Origin of the sequence: Chitinophaga sp. sic0106 (genome assembly GCF_019219075.1) — a bacterium.
In the GTDB taxonomy this organism is placed as follows: Bacteria; Bacteroidota; Bacteroidia; order Chitinophagales; family Chitinophagaceae; genus Chitinophaga.
Window position 1 is genome coordinate 31154 of sequence record NZ_JAHUWJ010000019.1, and the last position, 14483, is coordinate 45636.

Below are 14483 nucleotides of genomic sequence, written 5' to 3' on the forward strand. Positions count from 1 at the left end.
ATGGCTCCCAGGAAATATCCGTAATCTTTAACATGATTACTATCCCATCTTTCTCCATATCCTATCCTTATAATCCACCGGAGTAAAACGCTTCACCATACTCGAAAAACGCATGTTCTCCTTGGTTCCCAGCACTAAAAAGCCCAGTTTTTCCAGGCTGTCGTCAAATAGCTGCAGCACCTTTTCCTGTAGCGGGCGCTCGAAATAAATCAGCACATTGCGGCAAAGAATCAGGTTGAACTCATTGAAGGAGCGGTCGGACACGAGGTTATGGGTAGAAGCTACCATCCTGGCTTTCAACTTTTCGTCAAATTTTGCCCAGTTGTATTTTGCGGTATAATAACGGGAGAAGTCATGTACGCCGCCGGAGGCGATATAGTTTTCCGAATATTGCTTCATCTGGCTGAGCGGGAACACACCTCGTTTAATATTTTCCACTACGGCAGGATTAAGGTCGGTGGCATACAACAGCGACTTATGCAGCAGGTTCGCTTCTTCCAACAGAATGGCCATGGAATACACCTCTTCCCCGCTGGAGCAGCCCGCATGCCAGATACGGATAAACGGATGCGTAGCCAATACCGGCAACACCTGCTCACGGATATTTCGCCATACGGAAGGGTCGCGAAACATTTCCGTTACGTTTACCGTCAACTCTTCCACCATGCGCTGGAGGTAGCTACTGTCTAAACGGAGGCGGTACAGCAGCGATTGAAAACTGGCAAACCGGTCAATCACCATCAGCCTGCTCACCCGCCGCCGCATGGAGTTCCGCGCGTAACTGGTAAAGTCATATCCATGTGTCTGGAGCAGCTCTTTCAGCAACAAATCCAGTTCTAACTCACTAATCATGTTGGCGCTTGCCCCAGGTATATTCATTCTCTAAAAATAGTATTATTCGTATAACCACACACGTAATAAAGAAATCAGCTGGTCTACATCCACCGGTTTGGTGATATAGTCAGAGGCTCCTGCGTTGATACATTTTTCGCGGTCGCCGGTCATGGCCTTGGCCGTTACTGCAATGATAGGCAGATTTTTATATCCTGGCTTTTCGCGGATGCGACGGGTGGATTCATAACCATCCATTTCAGGCATCATCATGTCCATGAGTATCAGGTCGACCTGTGGATTATCTTCCAGCTGGCGCAGGGCTTCTTTCCCGTCGATGGCCGAAACGATTTTCATGCCATAGGCTTCCAGGGATTTTGTCAGGGAGAAGATATTGCGTACGTCATCATCGGCGATCAGTACAGTCTTGCCTTTCAGCACTTCTGTAAGCTCTCCTAGCCGGCGATTTTTAACGATGGAACTCTCCTTTTTCTTCTCTTCCACCAGGTGCAGAAACAGCGAAACTTCATCCAGGATGCGCTGGTAAGAGTGTGCCGTTTTCAGCACGATACTGTCGGCATACTGCTTAATCCTGAACTCTTCCACATGCGAAAGATTTTTACCGGTGAAAATGATGATAGGCACATTTTCGAAGCCAGGCGCTTTTTTCACTTCCTCCAGCACGTCGTAGGAGCCTTGTGCGGGGATACCCATATCCAGGATCACACAATCCACCTCGCTGCGGTTGAGCGCCTGTAGGCCTTCGCCCACGGTGTCTTTAATCTCGGTGGCAATGTCGAAGCTCTCCAGGAAGTAAGCAAGTCCGCGTGCGTGCTTCAGGTTTTCTTCCACAATCAATACTTTCTTAGGCTCGTTGCGCAGGGCCTGTTCAATCTTATGGAATACTTCGCCCAGGCGGTCCATGGCCACCGGCTTGTTAATGAAGTCCACCGCACCACGGGAGATGCTGCGGATCTTCACCTCATGGGACGACATCACATGCACCGGAATAGATCTGGTAGCAGCGTTGGTCTTTAACTCCTCCATCACTTCCCAGCCGCTCTTTACGGGTAACTCTATATCCAGCAGGATACCGGCCGGTAAGTATTGCTGTGCCAGTGTAACCCCTTCATCTCCCCTGACAGCTACTATACATTTATAACCACTCTGACGGGTATACGCTAACAATGCATTGGCAAAGTTGGTATCATCTTCTATCACCAGTATCACCTTATCGTCCGGCTGGATGTTGTCCCTGTCATCCGGAACAGGCTGCGGGATGTGGGATGCAATGTATTTAGGCTCCATAGAAGCACTTACCTGCGATTGCCTGGCAGCCAGTATTTCAGTAGCTGCTTCAGGTATGGAGAAAATATCGCTGTGCGGCTGTTCGCCTGCTACCTTATGCACAGGCACCGTGAGGGTAAAGGTGCTACCCAGGCCTTCCTGGCTTTGCAGGGAGATTTCACCGCCCAGCAGCTTGGCCAGCTCCCGGCTGATAGAAAGTCCCAGGCCCGTGCCACCATATTTACGGCGGGTAGACCCATCCGCCTGCTGGAAGGCTTCAAAAATAGTACGTTGTTTATCCTGGGCTATGCCAATACCGGTATCTTTTACAGAGAAAGAAATAGCATCTCCCTGCTTGGAAATTTCCAGTACCACCTCACCACGGGCGGTAAATTTAAGTGCATTGGATATCAGGTTACGCAGGATCTGCTGTAAGCGAAGCTGGTCTGTTTCTATCATATTCGGCAGATCCTCATCCATCGTGATACGGAAAGTGATGCTCTTATCTTTTGCCAACGGATTAAAGAGCGCACGCATTTCGCTGCTGATATCATCCAGGGCTACAAAGTTGTATTCCAGCTGCATTTTGCCGGATTCAATTTTGGAGAGATCCAGGATTTCGTCAATCAGCGTAAGCAGGCCGTTACCGGAGGACTGTATCACATCAGCATATTCTACCTGCTCGTTGGAGAGGTTGCCCGGATGATTTTCGGACAACAGGCGGGAAAGCAGCAGGATGGAATTCAGTGGCGTACGCAGCTCATGCGACATATTCGCCAGAAACTCAGATTTATAACGGGTGCTTTGTGCCAATGCTTCCGCCTTGGATTGTATTTCCAGGTTGCGTTCCAGGATCAGCTCATTACGCTCTTCCAGCAGGCGGCTACGTTCTTCCAGCTCCTGGTTGGCCTGTTGCAGCTCTTCCTGCTGCACACGCAGTTCTTCTTCGGAGGCCTGTAACTTTTGCGACTGGGCTTCCAGTTCTTCATTAATATTTTCCAGCTCACTGTGCTGCACCTGCAATTCTTCGGACTGGGCCTGCGTTTCAGCGAGGAGGTCCTGCAGGCGCTGATGATCCAGGGCGCCATTAACGGCAATGCCTATATTAAAAGCGGCAGCCTTCAGGAACTCCATTCCTGAATTCGTATAGCCGTAGAGGGAAGCCAGCTCAATCACGCCTAACATCTTCCTTTCGAAATACACCGGGATGGCTACCACGCTTTCCGGGCGCAAGCTACCGGCGCTATAATCCACCAGCATTTCGGCGTTGGCGATATTGGAAAGTACTACCTCCCTGCCTGCCATGGCTGCCTGTCCGGCGAGGCCTTCGCCTACATGCAGCTCCTGGCGGGAGCGAGTTTTATTTAACCCTACCGACGAGGTAAGCACTAAAGTATTTTCATCGCGCAGGAGGTAAATTGCTCCCACTTGCGACTGTGAATAAGATGTAACGTAGTCCAGCGCCTGAAAAGAGAGGTTATCCAGATTGCGTTCACCGATCAGTTTTTCGTTGAGTGCAGCAATGCCTGCCTGCAGCCATTCGTTCTGGGAAAGGTTTTCAAAAGATTTATCCAGTGATTCGGCCATGCGGTTGAGCGAGTTGGAAATAGCGCCCAGCACATCTTTACCGATATTATCCACACGGATTTTATAATTCCCGGCGGATACCTTGTCGGCTATGCCCTGGATGAGATCGAGACGTTTGGTGATATCCACATCTTTATCTTCCAGTTCTTTCTGCATTTCTGCACGGCGGTCAAAATCACTGTTGACCCGCAGGAAAGAAACAACAGTTACCAATACGGAAAGTATGCCGGCTATGATCAGCAGAATAGTGGTATAGCCGGCAAATTTGGCTACGCTGCCGCTGCGCTGGTGCAATAGCACCTGTTCCCGGTCCTGCATGAGTTGTACGATTCTGCGGGATTCGTCCATTTGCACTTTGCCTACTTCCAGGTCTTCCACGGATGGGTTATTTCCTTTACGTTTATCGTCGATCAGCTTTTGCAGCTGCACCAGCCGTTTATTTGAAATTTCCCGGAGTTGCTCTATCGAGCGCTGCTGCAGCGGGTTATCGATGGTGAGGCTTTTCACTTCATCCATGAGACGGTTGGATTTTGCGGAAGCGTTGAGATAAGGCTCCAGAAAATCGTCGTTGCCGCTGAGCAAATAACCGCGCTGGCCGGTTTCTCCGTCTTTCAATACAGAAAGCACATTCTCCAGTTTGGTAATGATAGTGTTGGTATGGTTCAGCATCCGCTGGCTTTCCATCAGGTTCTGAATGCTGATAAAGGATGCCACTGAGCTTACCACCAGTAAAAACAGGGAGGTGCCGTAGCTGATAATTAAATTCTTTTTAAACGTTGCGTTCATCCGTTCCTTGTTTATATGACTGTTTGTAGCGTTTGTTGTTGTAAGGGCAATACCATGATAAAGGTGGCACCTTCGCCTTCCGTACTTTCTACGGTGATGTGGCCATTATGTTTCTGGATAATCTTTTTTACGATGGCCAGGCCAATACCTGTTCCTTCGTACTCCGATTTACTATGGAGGCGCTGGAACATGGTGAAAATCTTGTCTCTGTAAGACTCATTAAAACCAATCCCGTTATCCGCTACATATATCCGGCAGTATTTCATTTTTTCTGTGCTGGCAGGCTGTTGCGGCAATACTTCTACTTCCTCTGACCAGATGCGGATTACCGGGGTAACCTCTTTCCGCGAAAACTTCAGGGAATTGCTGATCAGGTTCTGGAACAGTTGCCGGATCTGGTCCGGTATCACTTCTATTTCCGGGAGGTGGCTGATTTCCAGCACGGCATCTTTTTCTTTGATGAATATCTCCAGGTCGCTCAGTGTTTCCCTGACAATATGTTGCAGATTGGTTTTTGAATAAACCGGCACGGCAGATAAGCGGGAAAAATTGAGGACGTCATTTATCAGGTTACGCATCCTTTCGGAGGCGAGTATTACTTTTTCAATGTATTTCCCAGCTTCCGGCTGTTCGCCCAGGTAGCGGTCGGATACCAGTTTGCTGAAAGTGATGATTTTGCGGAGTGGCTCCTGCAGGTCGTGTGAGGCGATGTAGGCATATTGTTGCAGCTCTGCATTGCTGATTTCCAGCGCCTTGTTCACATCCAGCAGGGCTTTTGTCCGCTCTTTCACCTTCAATTCCAGGTTATCCCGGATATCATTGAGTTCTTTGGTTTGGCGGTACAGGCGGGTGAAGGTCCCTACTTTGAGCAGGAGTATGTCCGCATCAAAAGGCTTTACGATATAGTCCACCCCGCCGGAAGCATATCCTTTGGTGATAAATCGCTTATCGATATTTACGGCGGACAGGAATATGATCGGTGTATCTTTTGAGCGGCTGTATCCGGAAATGGTTTCCGCCACTTCATAGCCGTCCATCCCTGGCATTTGTACATCCAGGATGATCAGTTCATATTCCCTTCTGAGGATTTTTTTAAGTGCTTCTTCTCCAGAGTCGGCAGTATCCACCTCGTAATGATGGAGTTGCAGCAAAGTTTTTAACGAGTATAGATTTTCCTGTTTATCGTCTACTATTAAGATCATAGCGGGCTTAGCTGTCGTTATAAATGCGTAAAAGGCTGTGTACGGCCAATGAGGTCGTTTTCATTCCAGGAATTGACAACATTCAGCATGTTGGCGGATTGTTTGAGTGCTACGAGGGCGGCTCCCAGATTTCCATCAATGTGCTGTACCACAGTGGTGAGGATGTTTTCCAGGTCCTTTACATTCGTAGGCTTGGTAACGAACGAGAGTGCGCCGTTTTGTAAAGTCTGCCGGATATCATTGGGATGGGAAGAGGTGGTATAGATAATCACCGGGATCTGTTGTAGCTGCTGGTCCTTTTTGAGTTCCATCAGGCATTCCCTGCCATCCATGCGGGGCATGTTGAGATCGAGGAAAATGATGTGAGGCAGATCTGAATTACCTGCCTGCAGCAGTTCCAGGGCATCTTTGCCATTGGCTACACACTTAAAGGCAACATGAGGGCTTATTTGCAGTAACACTTCCTCAAAAAGGTAAGCATCGTCATCATCGTCATCTATCAACAAGAACAGCGTCTTTCTATCTGGTACTGTCATAAAATTTAAATAATCATTTTTCACAATAATTATCGCCAAAACTCAATGTGGCAAGGAATTTCAGCGGGCAAGCGTAGTCATGTTGTTACTATAGGGACTATATATCAGTATTCATTTGCTGTGGCAGACTATCATCGTCTGTATACGGACTGAACCAACCAGCAAGATAAATTGCTGAACTGGCGCAGGGAATACCAGCAAAATCTCTGCCGTGGCAGGCTGGGCAAGATGGTGGTGGATTGTGGCGCATGGGCGCCGGCAGGATAGGCGACAGGAATCCACAAATAGTGGATTTTTATCAACAGTGCTATCGTTTATATGTTTATGAGCTCCTGACCCAGGGCGGATTTCTGCCGGTTCAGGTAGGCACTCGGGGTTTCCCCAATTGAACCGGTATGGCTACAGCGCTGTTCCTCTATGCGCTGCAGGTACCGCAGGAAACCATTGAGGCAGACTTCACTGCCAGCAACGTATACCTGGCTCCAATGAATGCAAAAATGTTTAAAGGGATGCAGCAACTGACAGGGATGAACGAAGAACAGGTGAAAAATGCGATGGCGCTAAAGCCTGAGCATTTACATATGATGTTTAGCGGTATTCAGAAAAAATATGGCTCAGTAGAACAGTTTTTTGAAAAAGAACTGGGAATTGGGAAGAAAGAATTGAAAATACTGAGAGAAAAATATCTTTTGTAAACCTTGCCAATTGGGCATTTCAGCCATGCACGACTAACGTGCATGGCTATTTTATTTCCGATGGAAGTCCCTCCAAGAAAACGCTCATCACATTTCCACTCGGAAAGTTGAGAATTTTAACATATTTTTACGACAGGAATAATAATTAATTAATGTAGGTCTGATTGCAAGCTGTCGGAATTCGAATCTAATTTACAGTATGCCAACTTCCGATTTGATTAGGTACAATAACTAATTACACTATTCACTAATGCTTATGATAGAGAGTGCTTTGATATAGCACCCTGCTTATGTTAGAATTGTCGGTATAATAGGGCGGAAACATTATCCCTGGCTGTTTTTACCAACTTTTTTTGATTGTAAATCTGAATGAGTGTCCATTATGCACTCAGTATGTATTGTAGTTGCTTATGTGTAAAAATTAAAGTTTATCAACGAGGGTAGTAATTAAAGGCGGGAGCCTAATGGAAAGTTTTTTTCCTGATACATAGCATTAGTCTAATGCCTTTAGTTTTTAAGAAGCAGTCCTGTTTCTGAAGGGAGATTTATTCTTTGTTCGGAAATGCAAGCGCTGACTGATCTTTACCCGTTTGCACTATTAACTAACGGTAACGTATATACGATTATTTTTTATATCTATTAACTAAATCTAAATCTTCATGAGAAAAAGATTACTTATTTTTTTTCTTTTGAGCATGGTGCAACTGGCTGCATTTGCTCAGGGTAAAAAGGTTACAGGAAAGGTTACCGCAACCGACGGTAGTCCAATACCTGGTGTATCTGTTGTGATTCAAGGTACCTCAACTGGTACGCAAACAACTCCTGATGGTCGTTTTTCGATCACGGTACCCGTGGGTAAAACTTTAAATTTTCGTTCTATTGGTTTTACTGCTAAGAGTGTTGTAGTTGACCAAACAGACGAGATTAACGTAAAGCTGGCTGCTGAAACCGGAGACCTTAATGAGGTTGTGGTAGTAGCATATGGTACCGCCAAAAAAGAAGCATTGACTGGTGCGGTAACTGCTATCAAAGCAAAAGACATTGAAAAACGTCCTGTTACCAATGCGATCGGTGTACTGGAAGGCGCAGCAGGTATTCAGGTGAATAATACTGTTGGAACTCCCGGCTCCTCTCCCAGCGTAATCATCCGTGGTTTTACTTCCGTTAACGGCAATAACCAACCTCTATATGTGGTGGATGGAGTTATTTTCAACGGCAATGTTAACGACATTAACCCTTCAGATGTTGAGTCGGTGTCAGTACAAAAAGACGCGGCTTCCAGTGCATTATATGGTAACAGAGGCGCAGCAGGTGTAATTATGATCACCACGAAAAAGGCTAAATCTGGGTCAAGTAATATCAACTTTACCATGAATCAGGGGGTTTATAACCGAGGTATCAAGGAATACAAAACCATGAATACAACTGAGTTTATGGAAACCATGTGGAAAGGCTACAGAAACTCTCTGATGACTTCTAAACCTACTCAGTATCCAGATCTGGCTACTGCCGGTGCCAAAGCTACTTCCAGCCTGATTTCCGATTATCTGATTATGAATATTTACGATAAATCGGCAGATCAGCTTTTTGATGCTGATGGCAAACTTAGAAGTGATGCCCATGTTCTACCTGGTTACGTGAATGATCTGGACTGGTATTCTCCTGTTGAGAGAACAGGACATCGTCAGGAATATAATCTCAATGGATCCAGCAATAATGGCAAAACCAATCTTTATTACTCCGCCGGTTATCTGGATGAAAAGGGATATGTTACCCGTACCGGATTTAAAAGATATTCCGGCCGCCTTAATGCTGATATGCAGGCTACGAAATGGATGAAGTATGGGGTTAACTTAGCGGCAACCCATCAGGAATCCAGCAATATTAATGGTACCACTGACGATGCAAGTTCATATGCTAATCCATTTATGTTTGCACGTAACATTGCTCCGATTTACCCAGTACACAAACACGACCCCGCAACTGGTGAATATATTCTGGACGCAAATGGGAGCACAGTTTTTGATGGAGGAGATGGTGGCAGCCGCGGACAATACCCTGGTCGCCATACTGTATGGGAAAACCTGCTGAATAAAGATGTGACTAATATTAATACATTAAACGGGCGGGCTTTTGTGAATATCAAATTCTTGAAAGACTTTACCGCTTCCTTTACAGGTGACATGAACATCAGAACCACTGACCGAAGCACTTATGAAAACGCAATTATAGGAGATGGCATGGGTAATAAAGGACGTGCCAACAGCATCAGTTATCGCTATAATGTTACCACATTACAACAATTGTTAACTTATAATAAATCTATAGGATTACACAGTATTGATGTATTGGCTGGCCATGAAAGCTACTCCTGGAACAGGAATTATCAGTCAGGTGGTAAAATGAATCAAATTTTTGCAGGTGCACCGGAACTCATAAACTTTACTCAACTAAATGGTTTAACTGGTTACGTGTATAACGATAAATCTGAAAGTTATTTATCACGTGCCCGATATAACTACGCTGATAAATATTTCCTGGAAGGATCATTCAGAACAGATGGATCTTCAAGATTCCGTAGTGAACAACGCTGGGGGCAGTTCTTTTCTGCCGGGGCAGGTTGGATTCTTTCCAAAGAAAACTTCTTCGAAAATCTCACCAAATATGTAGACCATGCTAAAGTTCGTGCTTCGTATGGCCAGGTAGGCAATAACAACAGCGCCGACTACTATGCATATTGGTCATTATATAATATTGATCAAAACGGCAATAGTGGGGCATTATACCTATCACAGCTTCCGGCTACTGATTTGATATGGGAAACTTCTGCATCTTACAACTTTGCGCTGGAAACCCGTATCTTAAACAGGGCAAACCTGTCAGTTGAATATTTTGATAAACGCGCTCAGAACTTATTATTTAATGTATTCAACCCTCTGTCTGCCGGTGGTACTACAACTGATGCTGCTGAATCTACAATCATGAAAAACCTCGGCTCCTTATCTAATAAGGGCTGGGAAATTAACGTAGATGTGGATGTATTGAGAACTAAAGATTTTAAATGGAATGTAGGCGCCAACGCTACATTTATGAAAAATAAGTTGCTTTCCATTCCAGAACAAAATAAAGATGGTATTATCACAGGTAACTATAAGATCCTGCCGGGTCATGGTATCTATGATTTCTACACATACCTCTACGCAGGGGTAGATCGCCTTACTGGTAATGCACTTTATGTACTGGACGATAAGGTAGATCCCAAAACTGATGATGATGCTATCAAAAAGACACTTGTAAATATAAATGGCCAGACTTATACCACGAGCACCACTTATGGTAAACGTGATTATGTAGGTACACCAGTTCCAAAAGTCTATGGTAGTTTTAATACCAGTTTTACCTACAAAGCATTTACCCTTTCAGGCATTTTCACTTACTCTCTCGGCAACAAGGTTTATGACGATTCTTATTTCAGCCTGATGAGCATGTCTGGCTCCGTCAGCCAGATGCACACCGATCTTCTGAAAGCATGGAATGGTGCTCCTGAAGGAATGACCGAAACTTCAGTTGACCGACTGGATCCAAATGGTATTCCGGTAGTAGATTTTACCAGAAACGCTACGAATAGTGCTATGTCGAGCCGATTCATAAAGGATGGTTCCTACTTTGTTATCAAAAATATCGCACTGAGTTATCAGATGCCGGTATCATTGCTGTCAAAAATTGACGTAAAATCCTGTCGTATCAATGTTGCTGTTGAGAACCTGGCAACCTTCACCAAATTACAAGGCATGAACCCTCAGCAATCATTTAATGGCAGAAGCCTCAATGCATTCGTAACACCAAGAGTACTTTCATTCGGTTTATCCGTAGGATTATAATCAATTGTATAAATCATGAAGAATATATATAAAATAGGACTTTTGTCGCTGGCATTATTTGCCGGTAGCTGCAGCAAAGATTACCTGGAAACCCAACCAACTGACCAGGTAAGTGACGGTACCGTTTTTGAAAATACTGACAACGCTAAAATGGCAGTAAATGGTCTGGCTAAAATGATGACCATGCAGTATTGGAGCCAGGGCCTTAATGGAGAAGGTACTATTAAAATGTACTATGGTAACTATGCTGGAAACAACTTTTACGTTAATTTACCAGGATGGTCATCCGTTATCAACTCCACTTATAATGAACGCGCCGACGTATTATACGACTACTACCCATGGTACTACTATTACAAACTGGTTGCAAATGCAAATGCCATTATAGCCAAAATCGATGGCACTGCGGGTACTGAGGCAGACAAAGCGTTCATCAAAGCGCAGGCATTGACTTATCGTGCTTATAGCTTTACAATGCTGGCTCAATTATATTGTTACAGATGGCAGGATTCCAATAATGGATCTACCGATGGTCTGGTTGTGCGCCTTGATCAATCTACAGGTGATATGCCGCTGTCTACCCTCGCAGATACTTACAAGCAGATCTATGCCGATCTCGACCAGGCAATCGACTTATACACAAAATCAGGAAAAACAAGGTCTAAGTTCTATGAAGTTGATATGAGCGTAGCGCAGGCAATCTATGCCCGTGCAGCCCTCAACCGCCAGGACTATCCAACTGCCGAAACATATGCCGTTAAAGCAAGAGCTAATTATCCGCTGATGAGTGTGGCTGAGTACAAAGACGGTTTTGCCACTTCTAACCAGGAATGGATTTGGGGTAGCTTTGGAGCTTCTGATGAAACACTCTACTATTACTCTTATCATGCCTACATTGGTTATAACTCCAGTGCAAGTGCCGTAAGAACTTATCCTAAATGTATCAGTAAGGAACTATACAATAAGATACCTGAAACTGATATCCGTAAAGGCCTGTTTCTGGACCCTAAAACAGATAACTATACAACTGCTACCGGTGTCGCAGGTAGTGCAATGAAAAGCAGAGCCTTTGCAGCATTCCCGGCCCTTCAAAGCAATGCCACCATTTATGCGTACATGCAATTCAAAATTGGTGTTGCAGATCAGCCAGGTGTTGGTAATATGAACCATTTCCGTTCCTCTGAAATGTACCTGATTGAAGCTGAAGCAAAATATTTCCAGAACAAACCAGCAACAGAAGTGCAGCAAGTACTTGAATCACTAACTAAGACTTCTGGTCGGGATGCCAGTTACACTTGTACCAAAACAGGAACTGCCCTTCTTGACGAAATCAAAACATACCGTGCACTTGAATTGTGGGGTGAAGGCTTTGACTGGTTCGATATGAAACGCTGGAATGATCCGATTATCAGAAAAGATCCTTCTCAGGGTGGCAACTTCCTCACTGCGCTTGCGGTAACCATCCAGCCGTCAGAAAGAAACAAATGGACCTGGAAAATACCATTGAGAGAATCAGACTATAATGGTGCGTTAGAATAGTTTTAATCCCTGATTAATTCGAATCGGCTGCCTCCTGAGGGGAGGCAGCCTTTTTTGTCCATAAGGATATATCTAATCAGATTTTTCCTTTGTAGAAATAAACCCCTAACCTATCAATGCAAATAATCATATCCAATTGATTATCAAATTATCAAGCCATTTTTTTCCTATATCTTCTATAAATTCATCTTATATTGTGCTTACTATTAAAAGATAATTTAACCCACAGAAATAACTGCCTTTTACACGCTTAAATGGCGACGACCCTTTTTATGAGAGCCACTAATAAAAATTCAAATATTCTATGTCATCAATGAAAGTACCAGGGTTGCGGTATCAATTAGCTGCATGCCCTATCCTGTTTGCCTCAACAATTTTGATTTCGTCTTGTCAAAAAAAGGAAACAGAGCAACTAGTCATGCCGTCCACCAAAATTGAAACTGAAGTTACGCCCAACTATCTACAGTTTAAGTCCATGGCTGAGTTTCGGAAAACAATGACTGCCATTAGGAACACTTCCCCAGATAATACTCAGAAGATACTAAACAGTTACAGCGCCGGAAACTCTTTCTACTCTGCATATCAGGCCAGATTGGACAAAGGAAATGCATTTTCATCCAAAGCGCGAACAGCCGGAGACGATCCTATTCCTGGCGATGATGAAAATGATAATCCTGACCCAGGACTACCAGAACCGGGTGCTGGCCCCTCTGCTCCATTAGAACCCCTGGATGAACTGCTTCCTGATGAATACCTTAATGCTATGTTGAATAGTCTTTTTGAAATTCAAATTGAAAATACGGTATATAAGGTAACAAGGCATGGGGTATTTTTAAGTACGCCTACAATGGTAGCTAGAATGCGTACAATTGTGGACTCATTGGAAGCCACAAATACGCGTCCTCAAGGAGAATACGAAGCACTGACCCAGAGCATTAAACCCATTATAACTGGTGAACAAGTAGTGAATGCACGCATGACTAAGATTCAGAATGGTATTTTCCGTTACAAAAACACACTAGCAACATTAGATGGTAATGCCCCTCTTGAGGACGGTTCATACACTAACACATCTAGAATTAGCAGTACCGTTCTTTCATTCGATGACAATCCTGACACTGACGATCACCCAGATTTAGGAGTGATAACAGACAATGGAGGAGGTCTCGGCTCTCCCACTCCGCCTTTCACGGGCATACCACTTGCGTCTTTAAATACATTCCCCAGTTATGACTTTTCTGCTACTACCTGGATAGGCAAACTTATTGAACAAATTATGGGACGTACCGGCCCACAGTTCCAGTATTTTGATGATACGCACCGCGTAAAAGTGAACTTTTACAATGTTGATCTCATGTTTTATGCATCTATTGGAATTAATGTAAAAATGCAAACAAAAGGATGGACGAATATCTGGCGTAAACTTAACACTGATGCAGTAGTACTTGGATGGGATGCCCTTATCTTCGATATTCCCATTGATCAGACTATCAATCCTCCTTACGATCCATCGCTAAAGCCTGCCTTGGAAAAAGGGCATATCAATCTGGGAACACTTAAACTAGACGTTAAACAATGGGTAGCACCTATTTCAAGTTTGTTTGACACCAAATTACAGAAATTTCTGGAGGGTCAGGCAGCGGATCTTGCAAATGATCAATTCCAATCCCTGTTGTCAAGTTTATGGGGATACGCTTATCAATACTGGGGGGCTGAAGATTATAATAACTACCAAACCAGTGTTAAAACACTAAGAGTCTCTTATCCTGCAAAAGTAAAGGTTGTTATAGGTCGTTTCGAAACATACAGTCTCAATGCCAGCCAAATTACTGAAAATTTTGATTGGAATGCATCAGTAAAAGCAACATTTAATCCCAACGGCGATATGGTTACACTTTCTAGCGTAAGCGGAAACGCAAAATCATATAGCTTACAAAGTGCGAGCATTTACGGTGCAGCTAAATATAATGGCACCTGGCAAGGTGCCCGGATAATCAAGAAATAGCCTTATCTATCCATAAATAATATCAGACAAAGGGCCATTCATTCAGCTAAAGTTAATGAATGGCCCTTTGGCATTACTGATTTTTGTCACACAGACATTTTTATCCCAACATATACACCGCTCTACCAGCAAGG

General features: G+C 44.4%; 8 protein-coding genes. 4 read left to right on the plus strand and 4 right to left on the minus strand.

What is annotated here, in order from left to right; translation table 11 throughout:
* Positions 1-39: 39 nt before the first annotated feature.
* The 4 genes from KW844_RS23020 to KW844_RS23035 are packed head-to-tail and all read right to left on the minus strand — an operon-like array spanning position 40 to position 6229.
* Complete coding sequence (locus KW844_RS23020) at positions 40-879, minus strand: protein-glutamate O-methyltransferase CheR (protein WP_255578595.1); 840 nt, start codon at positions 877-879, stop codon at positions 40-42.
* Between the two features lie 15 nt (positions 880-894).
* Positions 895-4491: a response regulator gene (locus KW844_RS23025; protein ID WP_218379143.1), complete on the minus strand. Its 3597-nt coding sequence runs from the start codon at positions 4489-4491 to the stop codon at positions 895-897.
* An 11-nt stretch (positions 4492-4502) separates the two neighbouring features.
* Positions 4503-5693, minus strand: coding sequence for a response regulator (locus KW844_RS23030; RefSeq protein ID WP_218379144.1), 1191 nt, complete (start codon positions 5691-5693; stop codon positions 4503-4505).
* Between the two features lie 17 nt (positions 5694-5710).
* Positions 5711-6229, minus strand: coding sequence for a response regulator (locus KW844_RS23035; RefSeq protein WP_218379145.1), 519 nt, complete (start codon positions 6227-6229; stop codon positions 5711-5713).
* 395 nt (positions 6230-6624) lie between these two features.
* Between KW844_RS23035 and KW844_RS23040 the strand changes: the two genes are divergently transcribed.
* The 4 genes from KW844_RS23040 to KW844_RS23055 all read left to right on the plus strand — a co-directional run bounded on the left by KW844_RS23040 (position 6625) and on the right by KW844_RS23055 (position 14349).
* Positions 6625-6924, plus strand: coding sequence for a tyrosine-protein phosphatase (locus KW844_RS23040; protein ID WP_218379146.1), 300 nt, complete (start codon positions 6625-6627; stop codon positions 6922-6924).
* Between the two features lie 659 nt (positions 6925-7583).
* A complete protein-coding gene (locus tag KW844_RS23045; RefSeq protein ID WP_218379147.1) occupies positions 7584-10805 on the plus strand; it encodes a SusC/RagA family TonB-linked outer membrane protein in 3222 nt (1073 codons plus the stop codon).
* 15 nt (positions 10806-10820) lie between these two features.
* Positions 10821-12344 carry a RagB/SusD family nutrient uptake outer membrane protein gene (locus KW844_RS23050; RefSeq protein WP_218379148.1) on the plus strand — a complete coding sequence of 508 codons (1524 nt, stop codon included), beginning with the start codon at positions 10821-10823 and terminating at the stop codon, positions 12342-12344.
* 304 nt (positions 12345-12648) lie between these two features.
* Complete coding sequence (locus tag KW844_RS23055) at positions 12649-14349, plus strand: hypothetical protein (RefSeq protein WP_218379149.1); 1701 nt, start codon at positions 12649-12651, stop codon at positions 14347-14349.
* Positions 14350-14483 lie beyond the last annotated feature (134 nt).

Bases quoted from the DNA above. Each gene is read 5' to 3' on its own strand.
- KW844_RS23035 (WP_218379145.1), bottom strand. From the start codon at position 6,229: ATGACAGTACCAGATAGAAAGACGCTGTTCTTGTTGATAGATGACGAT.
- KW844_RS23050 (WP_218379148.1), top strand. From the start codon at position 10,821: ATGAAGAATATATATAAAATAGGACTTTTGTCGCTGGCATTATTTGCC.
- KW844_RS23025 (WP_218379143.1), bottom strand. From the start codon at position 4,491: ATGAACGCAACGTTTAAAAAGAATTTAATTATCAGCTACGGCACCTCC.
- KW844_RS23020 (WP_255578595.1), bottom strand. From the start codon at position 879: ATGAATATACCTGGGGCAAGCGCCAACATGATTAGTGAGTTAGAACTG.
- KW844_RS23030 (WP_218379144.1), bottom strand. From the start codon at position 5,693: ATGATCTTAATAGTAGACGATAAACAGGAAAATCTATACTCGTTAAAA.
- KW844_RS23045 (WP_218379147.1), top strand. From the start codon at position 7,584: ATGAGAAAAAGATTACTTATTTTTTTTCTTTTGAGCATGGTGCAACTG.
- KW844_RS23055 (WP_218379149.1), top strand. From the start codon at position 12,649: ATGTCATCAATGAAAGTACCAGGGTTGCGGTATCAATTAGCTGCATGC.
- KW844_RS23040 (WP_218379146.1), top strand. From the start codon at position 6,625: ATGGCTACAGCGCTGTTCCTCTATGCGCTGCAGGTACCGCAGGAAACC.